The sequence below is a fragment of the Streptomyces abikoensis genome (assembly GCF_014648775.1).
Lineage (GTDB): Bacteria > Actinomycetota > Actinomycetes > Streptomycetales > Streptomycetaceae > Streptomyces > Streptomyces abikoensis.
On the sequence record NZ_BMRT01000001.1, the window covers coordinates 564,106 to 584,130 of the forward strand.

General features: G+C 73.2%; 16 protein-coding genes and 1 pseudogene. 11 read left to right on the top strand and 6 right to left on the bottom strand.

Annotated features, from left to right (window positions below; translation table 11 throughout):
- Window positions 1-24: 24 nt before the first annotated feature.
- On the bottom strand, window positions 25-885 hold the full coding sequence (locus IE096_RS02450) for a DUF6397 family protein (protein WP_189447869.1): 861 nt from the start codon (window positions 883-885) through the stop codon (window positions 25-27).
- Window positions 886-1,128: 243 nt separating this feature from the next.
- A complete protein-coding gene (locus IE096_RS02455) occupies window positions 1,129-1,500 on the bottom strand; it encodes a roadblock/LC7 domain-containing protein (RefSeq protein WP_189447870.1) in 372 nt (123 codons plus the stop codon).
- A 317-nt stretch (window positions 1,501-1,817) separates the two neighbouring features.
- Here IE096_RS02455 and IE096_RS02460 point away from each other — a divergent pair, with 317 nt between their 5' ends.
- The 4 genes from IE096_RS02460 (at window position 1,818) to IE096_RS02475 (ending at window position 5,441) form a co-directional block, all read left to right on the top strand.
- A complete protein-coding gene (locus tag IE096_RS02460; protein WP_229819981.1) occupies window positions 1,818-2,045 on the top strand; it encodes a hypothetical protein in 228 nt (75 codons plus the stop codon).
- 158 nt (window positions 2,046-2,203) lie between these two features.
- Complete coding sequence (locus tag IE096_RS02465) at window positions 2,204-3,112, top strand: alkaline phosphatase family protein (RefSeq protein WP_268248273.1); 909 nt, start codon at window positions 2,204-2,206, stop codon at window positions 3,110-3,112.
- Between the two features lie 2 nt (window positions 3,113-3,114).
- Window positions 3,115-4,413 (top strand): MFS transporter, encoded by a 1,299-nt coding sequence (locus tag IE096_RS02470; protein WP_189447872.1) that lies wholly within the window; start codon window positions 3,115-3,117, stop codon window positions 4,411-4,413.
- Between the two features lie 5 nt (window positions 4,414-4,418).
- Window positions 4,419-5,441, top strand: coding sequence for a TolB family protein (locus IE096_RS02475; RefSeq protein ID WP_189447874.1), 1,023 nt, complete (start codon window positions 4,419-4,421; stop codon window positions 5,439-5,441).
- A 51-nt stretch (window positions 5,442-5,492) separates the two neighbouring features.
- Here the strand turns inward: IE096_RS02475 and IE096_RS02480 are convergent, their stop codons facing one another.
- Window positions 5,493-5,675, bottom strand: coding sequence for a tail-anchor membrane protein (locus IE096_RS02480; RefSeq protein ID WP_189447876.1), 183 nt, complete (start codon window positions 5,673-5,675; stop codon window positions 5,493-5,495).
- 155 nt (window positions 5,676-5,830) lie between these two features.
- On the opposite strand from IE096_RS02480, the gene IE096_RS02485 reads away from it, so the two are divergent.
- Window positions 5,831-8,728, top strand: coding sequence for an SCO1167/SCO6262 family helicase (locus IE096_RS02485; RefSeq protein ID WP_189447878.1), 2,898 nt, complete (start codon window positions 5,831-5,833; stop codon window positions 8,726-8,728).
- Window positions 8,725-9,666 (top strand): annotated as a pseudogene (locus IE096_RS02490) (SWIM zinc finger family protein); the annotation flags it as partial. The gene IE096_RS02485 and the pseudogene IE096_RS02490, both read left to right, overlap by 4 nt.
- A gap of 81 nt (window positions 9,667-9,747) precedes the next feature.
- Here the strand turns inward: IE096_RS02490 and IE096_RS02495 are convergent.
- The gene (locus IE096_RS02495; RefSeq protein ID WP_189447882.1) at window positions 9,748-9,987 is read right to left on the bottom strand and encodes a hypothetical protein; all 240 of its coding nucleotides are present in this window, start codon (window positions 9,985-9,987) and stop codon (window positions 9,748-9,750) included.
- A 280-nt stretch (window positions 9,988-10,267) separates the two neighbouring features.
- Between IE096_RS02495 and IE096_RS02500 the strand changes: the two genes are divergently transcribed.
- Window positions 10,268-10,765, top strand: a complete 498-nt coding sequence (locus IE096_RS02500) for a hypothetical protein (protein WP_189447884.1) — start codon at window positions 10,268-10,270, stop codon at window positions 10,763-10,765.
- On the opposite strand, the gene IE096_RS02505 is transcribed toward IE096_RS02500, so the two are convergent.
- Window positions 10,713-11,558 carry a phosphatidylinositol-specific phospholipase C/glycerophosphodiester phosphodiesterase family protein gene (locus IE096_RS02505; RefSeq protein WP_189447892.1) on the bottom strand — a complete coding sequence of 282 codons (846 nt, stop codon included), beginning with the start codon at window positions 11,556-11,558 and terminating at the stop codon, window positions 10,713-10,715. The two genes, IE096_RS02500 and IE096_RS02505, sit on opposite strands and share 53 nt — an antisense overlap.
- A 224-nt stretch (window positions 11,559-11,782) precedes the next feature.
- Between IE096_RS02505 and IE096_RS02510 the strand changes: the two genes are divergently transcribed.
- The 3 genes from IE096_RS02510 (at window position 11,783) to IE096_RS02520 (ending at window position 16,116) form a co-directional block, all read left to right on the top strand.
- Complete coding sequence (locus IE096_RS02510) at window positions 11,783-13,000, top strand: phosphodiester glycosidase family protein (protein ID WP_189447894.1); 1,218 nt, start codon at window positions 11,783-11,785, stop codon at window positions 12,998-13,000.
- A gap of 134 nt (window positions 13,001-13,134) precedes the next feature.
- Window positions 13,135-14,547: a family 2B encapsulin nanocompartment shell protein gene (locus IE096_RS02515; protein WP_189447896.1), complete on the top strand. Its 1,413-nt coding sequence runs from the start codon at window positions 13,135-13,137 to the stop codon at window positions 14,545-14,547.
- Window positions 14,548-14,709: 162 nt separating this feature from the next.
- Complete coding sequence (locus IE096_RS02520) at window positions 14,710-16,116, top strand: family 2B encapsulin nanocompartment shell protein (protein WP_189447898.1); 1,407 nt, start codon at window positions 14,710-14,712, stop codon at window positions 16,114-16,116.
- 18 nt (window positions 16,117-16,134) lie between these two features.
- Here IE096_RS02520 and IE096_RS02525 read toward each other — a convergent pair whose 3' ends face one another.
- A complete protein-coding gene (locus IE096_RS02525; protein ID WP_126917074.1) occupies window positions 16,135-16,329 on the bottom strand; it encodes a hypothetical protein in 195 nt (64 codons plus the stop codon).
- A gap of 298 nt (window positions 16,330-16,627) precedes the next feature.
- On the opposite strand from IE096_RS02525, the gene lysX reads away from it, so the two are divergent.
- Complete coding sequence (lysX, locus tag IE096_RS02530; protein WP_189447901.1) at window positions 16,628-20,020, top strand: bifunctional lysylphosphatidylglycerol synthetase/lysine--tRNA ligase LysX; 3,393 nt, start codon at window positions 16,628-16,630, stop codon at window positions 20,018-20,020.
- Window positions 20,021-20,025 lie beyond the last annotated feature (5 nt).

Sequence of the window (20,025 nt, forward strand, 5' to 3'; positions counted from 1 at the left end):
CGCGGCACTCCGCCGGGCCGTGGCCTACGCGCGCCCGCGCAGCCATGACCAGATCCTTCCGGGCCGCACGGACCGGGCCGCCGCCGGCGGTTCGGCGCCACCCTGCCGGGGCTCCGGCTCGGCCGCCGGTGCCTGCGTCGTCTCCCCGTTCCCCTCGGTGCCGGGTGCGGGCCGGGTGGCTCTGGCCTGGGTCAGTGCGGTCGTGAGGCAGTGGCGGTACCAGTCGATCTCGTCCGGGTCCTCGGCCAGCACCAGCGACTCGATCACCTCACGGGCCGCCGGGACCTCCGAGCGGATCCGGGTCAGCTCCGGGCGCAGCGCGTTCAGATACGCCCGTTCACCCGGGTCGGGCACAGCCTGTGCCAGTTCCGGGGCGTCGAGCACGGCGGCGGTGGCGGCCGCCCGCTGCCAGGCGTCCGATGCCTGGGCGGTCAGCTGGTCGACCCGGCGGGCACGCCAGCCCCGGGCACGCCGGTCGGAGTGTTCGTCCAGCGCGGTCCGCAGCAGGGCGGGGATGCGGCCGGTGAGCAGCCCTGGTTCGCGGTCCGCGAACTCCGCGAGGTCGGCGGCCAGATAGTGCCAGACGACGGCGCGGTACCGGTTGACGTAGAAGCGGACCGGGGTGAAGCACCCGGCCCGGGCCAGGCGGGTGAAGCGGGCGGCGCCGACGCCCATGAGCTCGGCTCCTTCCGCCGTGCCCACGGCCCAGAGCCGGGAGCGCAGCGCTTCGGGGAAGCCCTCGCTCGATCCGTGCCGGTCGATCTCCTCCGGTGGGACCCGTCGCCGCCCGTCCGGGCCGGCCGCGACGGTCCGCACCTCCCCCAGCTGGACGGCCAGTTCGAACTCGCGCGGCTTGAGCCCGAGCTCCCGTGCGGCCCGGGCCAAGGGGACCCCCGGCCCCGCCGGGCCGTGCGCCCCGGCCCGCCCCCGCGCCCCCTCCGGCTCCCGCCGCCGCGTTTCCTGCCGCGTCCGCCGTGCCTGTCGTACCTCCACGACGCCCTCCCGCCATCGTCCGATTACTGACAGTGACGACGATAGCGGTGGGATGCGACACCCCGTCGAGCCTGTGGATAACCTTGGCGGACACGCGGACACCCCGCGTGATCAGCGGTGCGCCGCCAGCCGGAGTCAGCGGCTCCGGCCCCCGATGCGGTTGGCCAGCAAGGTCATCTCGTAGGCGATCCGGCCGATGTCGGCCTCGGCCTCACCGAGTACGCACAGGCAGCTCTCCTCGTCGGCGGCCGTCACGAACAACACGCCCCGATCGAATTCGACCATGGTCTGGCGCACGCCGCCCGCCCGGAATTGCCGGCCCGTTCCTCTGGCGAGACTGTGGAGTCCGGAGGCGACCGCCGCCAGGTGTTCGGCCTCCTCTCTCGTCAGACTCGCGCTCGCTCCCGTCACAAGCCCATCGTTGGACAGCACCAATGCGTGGCGTATCCCACCGCCCTCCTCGGCCAACTCGTCCAGCATCGAGTCGAGTTCCTTACCGATTCCCATGCCCCGCCTCCCCGTTCGGCAATTCCCCGTAACCGCCGTGCAAGCCTTGCCCACCTCCGCGCTCCGGGCAACCCACCCTCCCCTCCGATGCGCATCCGTTCGCCAGTTGACACAGGATGCGGACATGACGCGGAAAATGAGCAAACGAGCCTTCACCCCACGGACACCGTCGCATTATCCGGAGGTTCAAATCCGTGCCCACGGGGCACACTTGAACGACCGCAGGAATTTGCCGCTCACGGGGGCAGGTGATCCGCGTGTTCAACAAACTCCGCAAGCACTCGGAAGAGGCTCGGCGGGCACCGGCGCCACGGCCGCTGGTGAGCCGGCAGCACAATCTCTTCGAGGCCGCAGCGGCATATGTCACCGCCTGCGCCGAGAACGACTACGACAAAAGCATGGAGGCGGCGCGCTGGGTCTCGCCGGAAGCCCTCAGCTTCGGCGTGAACGAGCTCGCGTGCCGCGCCGTCATAGCCCTCGCGCGCGAGCGCGACGAATCCCCCCAGACGGTGGCCCGCACCCTCCTGGGACTCCCTGCCGCCTGACGCCGGGCACCCTCCGAGGTGGCGCCTGTCGCGCTCCGCTCGGCAGGCGTTCCCGGATTCGTCATGTTGAAGTCGTGTACATGCCACCCCGCGCCGCCCTACGCTGCCAGCGCACTCGGCTCACACCCCCACCGACACCGCTTCGCCCGGAGGAGCTCGTGCCCGCCGCAGCCAGTCCTGCCCGTCGTCCCCACCGCCGCCGTCTCCGACTCCACCGCCGCCACTCCCTCGCCCTCGCCACGGCCTTCGGCCTCGCCGCCACCTCCCTCGGCCTGTGGGCCTCGGACTCCACCGCCGCGCCGGCCGTTCCCACACCCGACCACGTGGTGGTCGTCGTCTTCGAGAACCACGCCTACGACCAGGTCATGGGCAGCTCCAGCGCCCCGTACATCAACTCCCTGGCCGCCGGCGGCGCGAACCTGACCGCCTCGTACGCCGAGACCCACCCCAGCCAGCCCAACTACTACGCGCTGTTCTCCGGCGACACCCAGGGCGTCACCGACGACAGCTGCGTCGACCCCGGCTTCAGCGAGGAGCCCAACCTCGGCTCGGAGCTGCTCGCCGCGGGCAAGACCTGGGCCAGCTACAACGAGTCCCTGCCCGCCGAGGGCTCCACGACCTGCGAGAGCGGCAAGTACCGCCAGAAGCACAACCCATGGTTCGGCTTCGGCAACGTCCCCACCAGCACCGCGCACACCTTCGGCGCCTTCCCGAAGGACTACACCACTCTTCCCACCGTCTCCTTCATCGTGCCGAACATGTGCAGCGACATGCACGACTGTTCCGTCGGCACCGGCGACACTTGGCTGAAGAACAACCTCAAGTCCTACGCAGACTGGGCCAAGACCCACAACAGCCTGCTGCTGATCACCTTCGACGAGGACAACCGCCTCAGCGGCAACCGGATCCCCACCGTCCTCTACGGCCAGCAGGTCAAGCCCGGCTCCACCTCCGACACCACGTACAACCACTACGACGTACTGCGCACCCTGGAGACCATGTACGGTCTCCCGCACGCCGGGAACGCCGCGAACGGCAAGGACATCACCGGCGTCTGGAACAGTTGACCGTGTATCTCGCGGACCGTCGCACCACCACCGGCGCCGTCGGCCGGAACCCCGCTCCCGGCCGGCGGGCCGCCGTTCCCGCCACGGTGTTCGCGCTCGGCACCGTCAGCCTGGTCACCGACGTCTCCTCGGAGATGGTCAGCGCCGTCCTGCCGCTCTACCTGGTCGCCGGGCTGGGGCTGTCCCCGCTCGGCTTCGGGCTGCTGGACGGCCTCTACAACGGCGTCAGCGCGCTCGTGCGCCTCGTCGGCGGCCGGCTCGCCGACCGCCGCGACGGCGGGCACAAGACCGTGGCCGTCCTCGGTTACGGTCTCTCCGCCCTGTGCAAACCGCTGCTGCTCGTCGTGCACGGCGTTCCGCTGATCGGCGCCGTCCTGGCGGCCGACCGCACCGGCAAGGGGCTCCGCACCGCGCCACGCGACGCCATGATCTCGCTGGCCTGCGAACCCGCCGACCGGGGCCGGGCGTTCGGCGTGCACCGGGCCATGGACACCGCCGGGGCGCTGCTCGGCCCCCTCCTGGCCTTCCTCGTCCTGCGGACCGCCGCCGAGGGGTACGACGCGGTCTTCACGGTCAGCGGCTGCGTGGCGGCCCTCGGCGTGCTCGTCCTCTGGCTGTTCGTTCCCGCCCGACCCGACGAACCCACGGGCCTCGGCAAACCTACGCACCCCGGCGGTCCAGGGCTCCGCCTCGGCGAGCGGACTCCGCTCCGGGACCTCCTGCGCCGCCCCGGGGTCCGCAGGCTCACCGCCTGCGCGGTGCTCCTCGGGCTGACCACCGTCAGCGACTCCTTCCTCTACCTCACCCTCCAGCGCCGCCTCGCCGTCACCGAGGCGTGGTTCCCGCTGCTGCCCCTGGGCACCGCCACGGCCTTCCTCCTGCTGGCGGTGCCGCTCGGCGCGGTCGCCGACCGCTTCGGCAGGCGCAGGCTGTTCCTCTGCGGCCACCTCGCGCTCCTCGGCGCGTACGGGCTGCTGCTCGCGCCCCTGGGGAGCTCGCCCGCCCTGGCCTGCGCCGTTCTCACCCTGCACGGCACGTTCTACGCCGCCACCGACGGGGTACTGGCCGCCGCTACCGCCGACGCCGTGCCCCGGGAGATCCGGGGCAGCGGACTCGCGGTCGTCCAGACCGGTCAGGCCGCGGCGCGCTTCGTCTGCTCGATCGCCTTCGGCGCGGCCTGGACGGCGTGGGGCGACCGCACGGCGCTGGGCGCGGCGGCCACCGGCCTCCTCGTCTCCGCCGCCGCCAGTGCCGCCCTGCTGCGCCCGCCCGCCGACGTCCCACCGGAGCCCGCCCGTTGAACCGGATGAACCGCACCCACCGACTCCTGATCCTGCTCGCCGCCGTCCTCCTCCTGTCGGGCGTCGCGGTCGGCGCCACCCTGCGCGCCGCCGACCGGGCTGCGGAGAAGGACCGGCCCCGGGCGGGCGGCCCGCCCGTACGGCCCGGCGCGGTCACCCTCGACGCCCCGGGCCGCGACGTCTTCCGGAACATGGCCTGGGGACCGCACCGCGACGAGATCGTCTCCGTCTCCGACGCCGACCCGGCCGGTGCCCGCACGTCCTCCGGAGTCCGCTGTCTGCGCTTCCACACGGCGGCGGGCACGGGCATCTGCCTCCAGTCGGCGCGCAGCGGCCTGCGGGACGTCTACCGGGCGGTGGTGCTCGACGCGCGCCTGCGCCCGCTGCGCCGCTACGACCTGGCGGGCATCCCCACCCGCGCGCGGGTCTCCCCCGACGGGCGCGCCGCGGCCTGGACGGTCTTCGTCAGCGGCGACTCCTACGCGGGCACCGCGTTCTCCACCCGCACCTCGGTCCTGGACGTCCGCACCGGGGAACTGGACCGGGATCTGGAGACCTACCGGTTCGTCCTGGACGGCCGGCCCCACCGGGCGGCGGACCTCAACGTCTGGGGCGTCACCTTCGCCGACGCCGGGCACTTCTACGCCACCGTCGCCACGGGTGGCAAGACCTATCTGGTGCGCGGGAACCGCTCGGAGCGGACGCTGCGCGCCCTCCACGAGAACGTCGAATGTCCCTCCCTCTCCCCCGACGGGACGCGCGTCGCCTACAAGAAGCGTGTCGAGGGCGTGTCGCCCGACGCGCCCTGGCGGCTGTACGTCCTGGACCTGCGCACCCTGCGCGAGACCGCCACGGCGGAGCGGCGGAGCGTCGACGACCAGGCGGTCTGGCGGGACGGGCACACGCTCGTGTACTCCCTGCCCGGCGACTACGGCTCCGACCTGTGGACCGTCCCGGCCGACGGCTCCGGCCGCGCGCGGCTGCTGACGGAGGCGGCGCTCGCCCCCGCGTTCACCGCTCACCCCTGACGGTCGCCGCGCCCCTCAACGGTCACCGTGTCCCTAACGGTCACCGTGCTCCTAGCGGTCCAGCTGTTTGCGGGAGACCCTGCGCAGCCGCGTGCGCTGTGAGGGGTCGAGCAGCAGATAGGCGCCGAGGGGGATGCCGACGATCACCAGCAGCGCCGCCCAGAAGGGCAGCAGCCACAGCAGGACCACCCCCACCGCCACACCGCCCACGGCGACCTTCGCCCTGTTGGTCATGTCCGTGCCTCCTTCATGACGGCTGCCGAACGGTTTCAGCGTACGTCGGCCCGCGTGGAGGGGAGTGACGCGGCTCACCCGTGGAATCCTCTCGCCTGTCGTGCGTCTCCTGTACCCTCGGCCGCTCCGAAGCCCGCACTAGTCAAATTTGAGGAATGCGCAGCGCTGTGACTCCGCTCTCTGCCGCGACACCCTCCGACGTCTCCCTGCTCGCCCGCTGTCAGGCGGTCTTCCTCCCCGGGGACCCCGCCCGCACCGGGCGGGTCGCCTTCTGGCTCCCGGACGGCACTCCGCCCCTGGCGGGCGGCGCCGTCGAGGAGCTGACCGTCGCCGTCCCCGACGGCGACGACGTGACCACGACGACCGTCCGGGCGAACGTGCTGCCCGTGCGCGACGCCGTCCCCGTCCTCACCCGCGCCCGGGCCGCCCGGGCCGACGAGACGGCCGCCTTCTGGGGCGCCGTCGCCGTCCTCGCCCTCCAGTTCGCCGCGCGCGGCAAGCTGCTGCCCGGGCTGACCGGCACCGACCACGACACCTGGCGGACCGGGCCGCTCACCCCGGACGACACCCGCCGTGTCCAGGAGCTCGCCGCGGCCATGCCGCCCACGGCGCACGCCGTGCCGCTGCCGGGCGGCGGGACGCCCCTGCTGCCCGAACCCGAGGGGCTCGTCCGGTCCTTCCTCGACGCCGTCGCCGACGGCCTGCCCCGCTCCCCCGCCGCCGCCCTCGCCGCGGGCGGCCGGCCCTTCGCCGCCCCCGAGCCCCAGCGCGTGCCCGCCGCACGCGCCTGGGCCACCGGGTACGACACGGCCGTACGACTGTCCCTGCGCGTCGAGGTCCTCGCGCCTACGGGGGCCGGCGGGACGGGCGACGAGCTCCGCCCGCGCTTCCGGGCCGTGCCGCAACTGCACAGCCTCTCCGACCCCGCGCTGGTCGCCGACGCCGCCGACGTGTGGTCCGGCGCGTCCCCGGCGGGCCGCGCGCTCGGCGGCGCCCGCATGAACGCGCTGCGCGCCCTGCGGCGCGCCGCCCACGCCTGGCCCGCGCTCTCCCCCCTGGTGTCGGCCGCGGTGCCCACCGCCGTCGACCTCGCCGACGAGGAGACCGGGGAGCTCCTCGGCGCGGCCGCCCGGGCGCTGGACGCCGCGGGCGTCGAGGTCCACTGGCCCAAGGACCTGGTCCGCGAGCTCACCGCCCGCGCCGTCGTCGGCCCACCGGACGAGGACAACGCGCCCGGGCACCGCTCGGGCATGCCGTCCCTGCTGTCCGCCGACAAACTGCTCGCCTTCGGCTGGCGTTTCGCCATCGGCGACCAGGAGCTGACGAGAGCGGAACTGGACCGGCTCGCCGAGGCGAGCCGCCCCGTCGTACGGCTGCGCGACCAGTGGGTGCTCGTCGATCCCGAGGCGCTGCGCCGCGCCCACGCCAGGCGCGACCGGCGGATCACCCCCGCCGAGGCGCTGGGCGTCGCGCTCACCGGCAGCGCCCCCGCCGAAAACGACGACGAGACGGTCGAGGTGCGCGCGACGGGCTGGCTGGCGGCGCTGCGCGACCGCATCGCCGACCCCGAGGCCCGTCAGGAGCCGGTCGCCCAGCCCGCCGCGCTGGCGGCCACCCTGCGCGACTACCAGCTGCGCGGCCTCGATTGGCTGAACCGGATGACGTCGCTCGGCCTCGGCGGCTGCCTGGCCGACGACATGGGTTTGGGCAAGACCATCACCCTGATCGCCCTTCACCTGCACCGCCAGACCCTGCCGGAGGCCGCCGGCCCCACCCTGGTGGTCTGCCCGGCCTCCCTGATGGGCAACTGGCAGCGCGAGATCGAACGTTTCGCTCCCGGCACCCCGGTCCGCCGCTTCCACGGCACGTCCCGCGATCTGGACGCGCTCGGCGAGGGCGAGTTCGTCCTCACCACCTACGGCACGATGCGGCTGGACGCGGCGAGGCTGGCGGGCACCGGCTGGGGCCTGGTCGTCGCCGACGAGGCCCAGCACGTCAAGAACCCGTCCTCCGCGACCGCCAAGGCCCTGCGCACCATCGGGGCGAAGGCACGCGTGGCGCTGTCCGGCACGCCTGTCGAGAACAACCTGTCCGAGCTGTGGGCGATCCTCGACTGGACCACGCCCGGGCTCCTCGGCACGCTCGGCGGCTTCCGCAGCCGCCACGCCCGTGCCGTGGAGAGCGGCACCGACCCGGCGGCCGCCGAGCGCCTCGCGGCGCTCGTCCGCCCGTTCCTGCTGCGCCGCCGCAAGTCCGACCCGGGCATCGCGCCCGAGCTGCCGCCCAAGACCGAGACCGACCACCCGGTCGCGCTCACCAAGGAACAGGCGGGGCTGTACGAGGCCGTGGTGCGGGAGATCCTCGCGGAGATCGCGGAGGCGGACGGGCTCGAACGGCGCGGGCTGATCGTCAAGCTGCTCACCGGGCTCAAGCAGATCTGCAACCATCCCGCCCAGTTCCTCAAGGAGCCCATCCCGGCGAAGCCCGGCGGGAGCGGCGACGGCCCCCGGATCGAGGGGCGTTCCGGCAAGGTCGAGCTCCTCGACGAGCTGCTGGACACCATCCTCGCCGAGGACGGAAGCGTGCTGGTGTTCACCCAGTACGTCCAGATGGCGCGCCTTCTGGAGCGTCATCTGGCCGCGCGGGGCGTGAGCACCGCGCTGCTGCACGGCGGTACGCCCGTGGCGCGACGGGAGGAGCTGGTCCGGCGCTTCCAGGAGGGCGGGATCCCGGTCTTCCTGCTGTCGTTGAAGGCGGCCGGCACGGGCCTGAACCTCACGCGCGCCGGTCATGTCGTGCACTTCGACCGTTGGTGGAATCCCGCGGTCGAAACCCAGGCCACCGACCGGGCCTACCGCATCGGCCAGACCCAGCCCGTACAGGTGCACCGGCTCGTCGCCGAGGGCACCGTCGAGGACCGCATCGCGGAGATGCTGGCGCGCAAGCAGGCCCTCGCGGACGCGGTGCTGGGCGGCGCCGGGGAGGCCGCGCTGACCGAACTGAGCGACGCCGAACTGGCGGAGCTCGTGGCACTGAGGGGGACCGGACGATGACGACAGCGGCACACGACCGGCGGGAGCGCGTCTTCGCGTCCCCGCCCCCGGGGGCCGGGCGGGACTTCGCCACCGGCCGGTTGGGCCGGGCCTGGCTCAAGGCGCTGGAGGACTCCGCCCTGGACGGCAAGCAGGTGAAGGCCGGCCGCCGGTACGCCCGCGCGGGAGCGGTCGGGGCGGTGTCCGTGCGGCCGGGGCGGATCACCGCGCTCGTCCGCGACCGGGACGGCGTCCCGTACCGCGCGGACGTGGTGGTCCAGCGGTTCTCGGACGCCGACTGGGACCGGCTCCTGGACGTGGTGACCGACCGTCCCGAGCACCTCGCGGCGCTGCTGGACGGGGAACTGCCGCCGCACCTGGCCGAGGACGCGGCCGCGGCGGGCGTCGACCTGCTGCCCGGCATCGGTGATCTGGAGGCCGAGTGCGCCTGCGGGGCGTGGGACCACTGCCCGCATTCGACGGCCCTGTGCCATCAGGTGGCCGGGCTGCTCGACCGCGACCCGCTCGTCCTGTTGCTGCTACGGGGGCGCGGGGAGGGCGAGTTGCTGGAGGAGCTGCGGGCGCGCAGTGCTCCGCGCGCCGCCGATCACGCCCTGGAGCCACCGGCGGGGATACCGGCGTGTGAGGCGTTCGCGGGGCGCGGCCTCGTGCCGCCGCTTCCGGATCCCCCACCGCCGGTGGACGCGGCGGGGCGGCCGCCCGTCCTGACCGGTGAGGGCGACGGGGCCGAGGAGGCGCACGGGCTCGACGTCGAGGCCCTGGCGTTCCTCGCGAGGGAGGCGGCGGTCCTGGCGCGGCGGCTGCTGGCGGAGGCGCTGGCTCCGGGCCATGAGCTGACGCCCGTGCCCGGGGAGCCGACTGTGCGTGAGGACGCGGAGCGGCTGGTGGCGGCGGGGGCGCCGGAGCGGGTCGCCGCGCGGCTCGCGTCGGTGGCCGGGTAGCGGAGGCTAGCCGGCGAGTCGTCTGCGGGTGCGTCGTGGCTGGTCGCGCAGTTCCCCGCGCCCCTTCGGGGCACCCGCTCAGAAACCGAAGATGTCCGAGGGAAGCGCCGTGGGCAGGCCCGACGGGAACCCCGACGGCAGGCCGCTGGGCAGGCTCGACGGTAGCCCGGTGGGGAGCGGGAAGGGGGACGAGGCGGTGCCGGTCGGCACCGTGCTGTGGCTCGGTGTGCTGCCGCCGGGATCCTTGTCGGCGAGGAGCACCACGGCCGCCACCGCGAGCACCGCGGCCCCCAGCAGCGCGGCGACGGCCGTCGCCACCCGCCGCCCTCCCCCGCCGTCGGACGGGGGCGGCGGGTCCGGCGGGCGGGCGGGGCCGAAGCCGCCGGACGGTCCGTGAGGTCCGTACGGCGGCCCGGAAGGCGGCCCCGGTGGGAAGCCTGGTGGGGTGGCCATACGGCCAGCGTTCCCCGGCCGCGGCGGCCCGGCCCGCGCGGTGACCGTTCCGCTACGGGATCCGCTCGGGAACCGGACATTCCAGCGACCCGCCGACGATGCGGCATTACCGGAATAAATATCTGTTAACCGTATGATTCGACCGATGACTGCCGAGATCACACGGACACGCGCCGTTGAGGCGAAGGCGGGCGCGGCCCGCCTTCTGCTCGCCTTCCGGCACGGCAATCAGGCGGCGTTCGACGACTCGCTGCCCCGGTCCATGGCGACCGAAGAGGCCCGGGACCTCGTCGCCGCGCTCGTCTGGATCGCCAACGAGGCCGTCCGGAAGGCCTACCGGCCCGATGTCGCCGACCGGGTGCTGCGGCACCTCGTCAAGCGGGTGCCGGACGAGCCCGGTTGGGTCGAGACGGACGAGGAGGCCGCACCGGATGTCGCAGTGCTGCTCGAATCCGTGTGGCGGAAGGACACGGAGAGGGTACGGGAGCTGGTGCGCGCCACGCCCGACACGACCTTCGTGCTGGGCAAGCTGGTGCAGGCGGTCGCGATGCTGCTGCCGTCGGTGCGGGACGCGGAAGTGTGCCGGGTGCTCAACGAGCTGCGCGCAGGAACGTCTCCAGACCTGCCAGGTCGTCCGTGTTGAGGTAGTCCACACCGGCGGCGAGGAGCTCCCGCCAGAGCGCGTCCCGCGCCGGGCCCGGCGCGTCAGGCGTGGCCCAGAAGCGGACCGTCCGGCCCTCCGCGTGCGCGGTGGCGGCGATCCGCCGCAGGGCGGCCCGCTCACGGGCGGGCATGGGGCCCACCCCCCGCCAGGTGAAGTTCTGCCCCCAGTTGTCGCTGACGAGGGGCGCGAAGGAGGCGGGCGCGCCCCCGAGGTCGGTGAGCCGGCCGTCGTAGAAGGCGTGGCGCGTCCGCTCCGCCTCCATGGGGGCGCGGGCGCCGCGGTCACCCGAGACCACGGCGGTCACCGCGGCGCGGCGGACCCGTCCGCCGGACCACTCGGTGAGCATCGGGTGGTACGGGCGCAGACGGCGCGACAGGGCCCGGTAGGTGGCGTCGCCCGGGGTCTTGATGTCGATGAGCAACTGGAGGGTCAGGTCGTATCCGCGGTAGACCCGGCCGCGGTTGGCTCTGACGCGGCGCAGCAAGGGGTCGAGATAGAGGGATTCGAGCGTGCGTGCGGGGTCGAGTCCGGAGGCGTCGTGCGCGACGAGGAGCTCGCCCCCGACCAGCCAGATGTCGGCCTCCACGCTGTTGAAACCGTGGGAGAGGGCGTCGGTGAGCGGGTGGGGGTGCTCGTAGTCGTTGTGCGCGTGGGCGTGGCGCAGCGGCGGCCTGCCGCGCCCGGCGTCCGCCGCCGCGAGGGCCGGGGCGGCGAGGGAACCGGTGAGCGCGGCTCCGAGGGTGAGGACGGCGGATCGGCGCGTTCGGGTCATGGGGCTGCCTCCCGGTGGCTCGGTGAGCGAATAGGGGCGGGCTGCGCGCGCTGACGCTTGCGAGTATCGGGGCCCACCGGGCCGTTTGACAGAGCCGGGCCGAGAGTTGCGCCGGGCGCCGCCTGAGATTTCCCTGTCGTTCTTTCGGGGCATGGATAAGTCCCTTGCGTCGTGACAGAGTTGACGGGACCTCTGGGGAGACAGTGGGAAGACGTGGACGCCGCGTGCGCGCGGTTCTGACGGTACTGGTGGCATGGGTCTCGCTGGTCGGGGGCGGCACGGCGTGGGCGGGCACGGAGGATTTCTCCCCGCCGGAGCTGGGCGCGCCGTCGGCGCTGGGGCCCGGGGTGACGTATCGGGGGTTCTCGCTGAAGGGATCGAACGGACCGGCGTACGGGCATCTGCTCACGGTCGATCTGCGCGAACGGCGGGTGTCGGTGGACCTGCTGTATCCGGGCGCGGTGGGCGCCCGGGAGCGGCTGTCCCGGATGGCCGCCGACAGCGGCGCGGTCGGCGGGGTGAACGGGGACTTCTTCAACATCGCCGAGGCGCAGCACCCCGGGGTGGACGCCACGGGCGCGCCGGTGGGGCCGGCCGTGACGGGCGGGCACGACCTGAAGGCGGCGGTGCCGGACGGCCAGCGGTTCGGGCCGGCGATGCCGTCGGGCGGCACCACGGAGGACGTGCTGGGCGTGGGCGCGGACCGGACGGCCCGGCTGGACCGGCTCACGCTGGAGGGTTCCGTGCGCGCGCGGAACGACGAGTTCCCGCTGAGCGGCTTCAATCAGTACGCGATCCCGGTCGACGGCATCGGGGCGTTCACCCCGGCCTGGGGCACGGCGTCACGGCTGCGGGCCACCTGTGGCACGGACACCGACCGGGGCGCGCCGTGCAGCGACGACACCCGTGAACTGACCGTGCGCGGGGGCAAGGTGACGGCCGTGGCGGAGCGGCCCGGCCGGGGCGCCGTCGCGCGGGGTTCGGTGGTGCTGCTGGGGCGTGAGGACGGGGCGCGGCAGCTGCGCAAGCTCAAGGTCGGTGACCGGGTGAGGGTCGACGAGTACCTGCGGCCCCGGCGTTCGGGGTCGTTGCGCTTCGCGATCGGGGGTTTCCCCCTGCTGCGCGGGGGCAGGCCGGTCTCGGGGCTGGACGCGGAGACCGCCGCCGTACGGACCGCGGCCGGCCTGGCGGACCGGGGGCGGCGGCTGTTGCTGCTGGCGCTCGACGGCGGCGGCGCCCACCGTCCGGGGCTGACCCTGCTGGAGCTGGCCCAGGCGTTGAAGGGGCTGGGGGCCTCCGACGGCTTCAACCTCGACGGCGGCGGCTCGTCGACGCTCGTCGCCCGGGAGCCGGGAGAGGCCCGGCCGACCGTGCGCAACCATCCGTCGGGCGGTGCCGAACGGCCCGTCCCCAACGGCGTGGGCATTTTTATCCGACCTTGACATCACCCTTCAATCCCATCCTTTTGAGTGATCGCCCCCATCGATTCGCGCTGCTAGCTTCGAATGGGGGCGAGCGGGAATTCCCGACGGTTCCGCAATGGGTTCTTCCGTAATGGATGGGTGGGCATTCGATTATGACGACGTCAGTGGAGACCGGAGCGGGCACGGATAATCCACCCGGGCGGCTGAGTCTGGGCACCGAGGCCGCCCGCAATCTGGCGACCACGACCAAGTCCGTGCCGCAGATGCAGGGGATCACCTCGCGGTGGCTCCTGCGGCTGCTGCCGTGGGTTCAGCTCTCCGGCGGTACGTACCGGGTGAACCGCCGGCTGACGCACACGCTCGGCGACGGCCGGGTGGAGTTCTTCACGACCGGCGCCGAGGTGCGGGTCATCCCGGCGGAGCTCGGCGAGCTGCCCTTGCTGCGCGGCTTCGAGGACTCCGCGGTCCTGGAGGCGCTGGCCGGCCGGTTCGTCCAGCGGGAGTACCGCCCCGGTGAGCTGCTGGTCGAGGCCGGGCGTCCAGCGGACGAGGTGGTACTGCTCGCCCACGGCAAGGCCGAGAAGTTCCACGAGGGCGAGTACGGAGAGCCGGCCGTGCTGGGCGTGCTGGCCGACGGCGGGTACGTCGGTGATCAGGCGCTGGCCGCCGAGCAGCCGGGCGAGTGGGATTTCTCCGTCCGGGCGGTGACGGCCTGTACGGTGCTGACGCTGCCGCGCGCGGATTTCCAGGAGGCCCTGGACGGCTCCCCCGGCCTGAGCGCGCATGTCGAGGGCTACCGCCGCCGGTCGGCCCTCCCCCACAACGAGTACGGGGAGTCGGCGATCGACGTCGCCTCCGGCCACAGCGGGGAGCCCTCCCTGCCCGGGGTCTTCGCGAACTACGAGACCTCGCCGCGCGAGTACGGGCTGAGTGTCGCCCAGACGGTGCTGCGGGTGCACACACGCGTCGCCGACCTCTACAACGAGCCGATGAACCAGCTCGAACAACAGCTGCGGCTCACCGTCGAGGCCCTGCGCGAACGCCAGGAACACGAAATGATCAACAACCGCGAGTTCGGCCTCCTCCACAACGCCGATCTCAGCCAGCGCATCCACACCCGCAGCGGACCGCCCACCCCCGACGACCTCGACGAGCTGCTGGCGACGGTCTGGAAGGACCCGGGCTTCCTGCTGGCCCACCCGCGCACCATCGCGGCGATCGCCCGGGAGTTCAACCGCCGGGGCGTCTACCCGGACAGCGCCCAGGTGGGCGGGCACTCCCTGCCGGCCTGGCGGGGCGTGCCCATCTACCCCTGCAACAAGATCCCGATCACGGAGACGGGTGTCAGCTCGATTCTGCTGATGCGCACCGGCGAGGAGTCCCAGGGTGTCATCGGCCTCCACCGCACGGGAATTCCCGATGAATACCAGCCGAGCCTTTCGGTGCGCTTCATGGGCATCAGCGAAAAGGCCATCATGTCCTATCTGGTGAGCGCCTACTACTCGGCGGCGGTCCTGGTGCCCGATGCCCTCGGAATCCTCGAGAACGTCGAGATCGGGCACTGAGGAATTCCGTCGAAGCCCTCTTCCCGTATGAGCGCGTGAAGAGGATCGCCACCCCGACAGCCGGGCGGGCCCATCGGTCTGGGCACAGCCGCCGTCCGGCTCTCCGGGGTGCTCCGCACCACGTTTCACAGCCTGATTCACACAGATGGGTGATCACCACATATGACCACGTCAGTGGAGCCGGAGAACACCGAGCAGGCCGCTCAGGCGCAGCTGAGCCTGGGCACCGGCGCGGCACGCCAGCTCGCGACGACCACCAAGTCCGTCCCCCAGATGCAGGGGATCTCCTCGCGCTGGCTGCTGCGCGTCCTGCCCTGGGTGCAGGTCTCGGCCGGCACCTACCGGGTCAACCGGCGGCTCACCTACACCGTCGGGGACGGCCGGGTGGAGTTCATCTCCACCGGCGCCGACATCCGGGTCATCCCGCCGGAGCTGGGCGAGCTGCCCGTCCTGCGCGGCTTCGAGGACGCCGACGTCCTGGAGGCCCTGGCGGACGCCTTCGTGCAGCGGGAGTACGCCCCGGGCGACGCGCTCGTGGAGGCGGGGCAGCCCGCCGACCAGATCTTCCTCATCGCGCACGGCAAGCTCGCCAAGACCGGCACCGGCAAGTACGGGGACGAGACCGCGCTCGGCACCCTCGCCGACGGCGACTACTTCGGTGAGAAGGTGCCCCTGGAGCCCGACGGCACCTGGGCCTTCACCGTCCGGGCCGTGACCCGCTGCGCGGTGCTGACGCTCAGCCGGCAGGCGTACGAGGCGATCGCCGATCGTTCCGACGCGCTGCGCGCGCACGTCGCGGGCTTCGCGTCCCGGCCCGCGCCCCCCGCCAACAAGCGGGGCGAGGCGGACATCGCGGTGACCTCGGGCCACACCGGCGAGCCGGCCATCACCGGCACGTTCGTGGACTACGAGCTCAAGCCCCGCGAGTACGAGCTGAGCGTCGCCCAGACGGTGCTGCGGGTCCACACACGCGTCGCCGACCTCTACAACGAGCCGATGAACCAGCTCGAACAACAGCTGCGGCTCACCGTCGAGGCCCTGCGCGAACGCCAGGAACACGAAATGATCAACAACCGCGAGTTCGGCCTCCTCCACAACGCCGACTTCAGCCAGCGCATCCACACCCGCACCGGCCCGCCCACCCCCGACGACCTCGACGAGCTGCTCTCACGGCGCCGCAAGACCCAGGTCTTCCTGGCCCATCCGCGGACGATCGCCGCCTTCGGGCGCGAGTGCACCAGCCGAGGTCTCTACCCGAAGAACCTCGATTTCCTGGGCACCTCCGTGCGCTCCTGGCGCGGTGTCCCCCTGCTGCCCTGCAACAAGATCCCGGTGAGCGACACCGGCACCAGCTCGATCATCGCGATGCGCATGGGCGAGGACAACCAGGGCGTCATCGGCCTCCACCAGACCGGCATCCCGGACGAGTTCCAGCCCAGCCTCAATGTGCGCTTCATGGGCATCAACGAGCAGGCCGTGTCGTCCTACCTGGTGAGCGCCTACTACTCGGCGGCCGTCCTGGTCCCGGACGCGCTGGGTGTGCTGGAGGACGTGGAGATCGGGCGCTGAGGGGCGCCGCCGGGCCGGTCAGGGCCTGACGCCGCCGACGATCTCGGCGGTGGCGTTGATCCCGTGCGAGATGGTCGGCGCGACGCTGGTGCTGGCGAGCACGAAACCCAGCAGAACGCAGACCATCGCGTGCGAGAAGCGCAGCCCTCCGTTGCGCATGAACACCACCGACAGAATCAGAAGCAACAGGACCATGGAAATCGATACGGCCATGATGTACCTCCTCGGTGCGGCAGCGGGCGTCCGCCAGTCTTGCTCATCTCACCGCAGGGACCGGTGCGACGGGCATACGCCATCCGGGTGGGAATCACCGATTCGGCCGTGAACCGTGGAACGGGTGCGCGAAACGGGGCGACAGCCGGGGGCGGACGAGGGACACGCCACCCGGCTGTCGGCTCGTGCGGGCCCTCGTCAGGGGCCCGGCGCCCTGTCGGCGTGCCGCGCGTGACACACGCCCCCGCGGAGCGCATTCCGACGGGCAGACGGCGCCGAGGATGCCTAGGCTGACGGAATGAGCCGCACAGTCCGGGACCGGTCCGCCGCAACCGTGCGGGAATCGGGGGCGCCGGCGACACCGGGGGCGCGCTCGGCACGGGAGGGCGCGGGGGGCGCCGAACGGGTGACGGCGTGGCAGCGCTTCCTGCGCCGGGTGCCCAACGGCTTCGCGCTCTTCTTCGGTCTGCTCGGCGTCTTCTGCGCGCTGACCTCCCTGATCCCGCCGCTGCGCCGCGCGGTGCTGCCGCTGACCCGCGCCCTGGACCTGCTGACGATCCCCACCGCCGCCAACCTCGCCTACGCCGTCTTCCTGCTGCTGCTCGCCGCCGCGACCGCCGCCCGCAAGCGGGTCACGCTCTGGTTCGTGCTGGCCTACCTGGCGCTGCTGGTCTTCACCGACGCGGTGCTGCTGGCCGTGGGCTACTGGGACATGATCCCCTCGCTGGCGCTCAGCCTCGCCGCGATGACGCTGCTGGTCCTGGCCCGGCGGGAGTTCTACGCGGCGTCCCGGCGCGGCGCGTTCCTGCGCGCCTTGCTGGTGCTGGCGGCGGGGCTGGCGGTGGCGATCCTGGTGGGCTGGGGGCTGGTGTCGCTGTTCCCGGGCACGCTGGAGCGCGGCGGCGGCAACCGGCTGCTGTTCGTGGCCAACAAGGTGTGCGGCGGCCTGGTCAGCGGGCGGCACTTCGCCGGGCACCCGCCGCACTGGCTGTTCTTCCTCCTCGGCCTGCTCGGCGCGCTGGCCCTGCTGAACGCGGCGATGACGCTCTTCCGCTCGCAGCGCCTGGAGGCGGCCCTCCACGACGACGAGGAGCCGCGCATCCGCGCCCTCCTCGGCCGCTACGGCGGCCGGGACTCCCTCGGCTACTTCGCGACCCGCCGCGACAAGGCCGTCGTCTTCTCCCCCAGCGGCAAGGCCGCCGTCACCTACCGGGTGGAGGCCGGGGTCTGCCTGGCCTCCGGCGACCCGCTGGGCGACCCGGAGGCGTGGGACCCCGCGATCGCGGCCTGGCTGGAGGTCGCGGGCCGCTACGGCTGGCAGCCGGCGGTGATGGGCGCCGGCGAGGAGGGCGCCAGGGCCTACGCCCGCGCGGGGCTGGGCGCGCTCCAACTGGGCGACGAGGCGATCCTCCAGGTGGCCACGTTCGACCTGGAGGGCCGGGAGATGCGGGTGACCCGGCAGGCAGTCCACCGGGTGGAGCGCACGGGCGCGACCGTGCGCGTACGGCGTCACTCGGCGCTCTCCGACGAGGAGATGGGCGAGGTCATCCGGCGCGCCGACGCCTGGCGGGACACCGAGACCGAGCGCGGCTTCTCGATGGCGCTGGGCCGGCTGGGCGACCCGGCCGACGGGGACTGCCTGCTCGTCGAGGCGTTCGACAGCGAGGGCACGATGATCGCGCTGCTGTCGTTCGTGCCCTGGGGGTCAGACGGGATCTCGCTGGACGTGATGCGCCGGGACCGGGCGGCGCCCAACGGGGTCATGGAGTTCATGATCGCGCGCTTGTGCGCCCAGGCCGGGCGGTTCGGCGTCAAGCACATCTCCCTGAACTTCGCCGTCTTCCGCTCCGCGTTCGAGGAGGGCGCGCGCATCGGCGCGGGCCCGGTGCTGCGGCTGTGGCGCAGGCTCCTGCTGTTCTTCTCCAAGTGGTGGCAGTTGGAGGCGCTCTACCGGTCGAACGTGAAGTACAACCCGGAGTGGCGCCCTCGCTTCCTGTGCTACGCCGACGCGGGCGCCCTGGCCCGGATCGGGCTCGCGGCGGGCATCGCGGAGGGCTTCGTCTCGGTGCCGAGCCTGGGGAAGCTGTGGCGCCGAGGACGGGCCCGGGGCATCGCCAGCCCCGCCTCCACGGCCGGCCTCCCCTCCCTGTCCGAGCTGGGCTTCGCCCCCGGCGAGGGAGCCGGGACGGCGGAGGCGGACGAGCTCGCGGGCCTGCCGGAGCAGGTCCGGGTACGGCGGCACAAGCTGGACCGGCTGCGGGAGGCGGGCGTCGACCCGTACCCCGCCGACGCCCACCGCACCCACACCCTGGCCGCGGTCCGTGCCGCCCACCCCGGCCTGCCCCCCGCCTCCCGCACCGGCGAACGGGTGACCGTCGCCGGGCGCGTGCTGCTCGTCCGCGACCACGGCGGCGTCGCCTTCGCCGTCCTCCGCGACTGGTCCGGCGACCTCCAGCTGACCTTCACCCGGGACGGCTCCGGCGAGGAGCTGCTGCGCCGCTTCACCCGCCACGTCGACCTCGGCGACCACCTGGAGGCCGAGGGCGAAGTGGGCACCACCGACCGGGGCGAGCTGACGGTCTTCGTCACCCGGGCCCGGCTGATCGCCAAGTGCCTGCGCCCCCTGCCCGACAAGCGGCGCGGCCTCGCCGACCCCGAGGCCCGGGTCCGGATGCGCTACGTGGACCTCGTGATCAGCCCGGCTGCCCGGCGGACCGTACAGGCGCGCGGCGCGGCCGTCCAGGCACTGCGCCGGGGCCTGCTCGACCGGGGCTTCCTGGAGGTCGAGACCCCGATGCTCCAGCAGGTCCACGGCGGCGCCAACGCCCGCCCCTTCACCACCCACATCAACGCCTACGACCTCGACCTGTACCTGCGCATCGCCCCCGAGCTGTACCTCAAACGGCTGTGTGTCGGCGGCATGGAGAAGGTCTTCGAACTGGGCCGGACCTTCCGCAACGAGGGCGTCTCGTACAAGCACAACCCCGAGTTCACGATGCTGGAGGCGTACCAGGCGTTCGCCGACTACGACGTGATGCTCGACCTGACCCGCGAGCTCGTCCAGGAGGCGGCGACGGCCGCCCACGGCTCCCCGGTGGCGGTACGGCCGGACGAGCGCGGCAGGCCCGTCCGGCACGACATCTCGGGCCCGTGGCCCGTGAAGACCGTCTACGGCGCGCTCTCCGAGGCCCTGGGCCAGGAGATCGGCGCGGACACGTCCGTCGCGGCGCTGCGCGCCCACTGCGCCGCGGCGGGCGTGCCGCACCGGCCGGAGTGCGGTCGTGGCGACCTGGTGCTGGAGCTCTACGAGCGGCTCGTCGAGGAGCGCACCACGCTCCCGGTCTTCTACAAGGACTTCCCCACCGACGTCTCCCCCCTGACCCGCCCCCACCGCGCGGACGCCCGGCTCGCCGAGCGGTGGGACCTCGTCGCCTTCGGCACGGAACTGGGCACCGCGTACTCCGAGCTCATCGACCCGGTGGAGCAGCGCCGCCGGCTGACGGCGCAGTCCCTGCTGGCGGCGGGGGGCGACGCGGAGGCGATGGAGCTGGACGAGGACTTCCTGCGAGCGCTGGAGTACGCGATGCCGCCGACCGGGGGGTTGGGGATCGGGGTGGACCGGCTGGTGATGTTCCTGACGGGCTTGTCGATCCGGGAGACGTTGCCGTTTCCGCTGGTGCGGCACCGTTGAGCGGT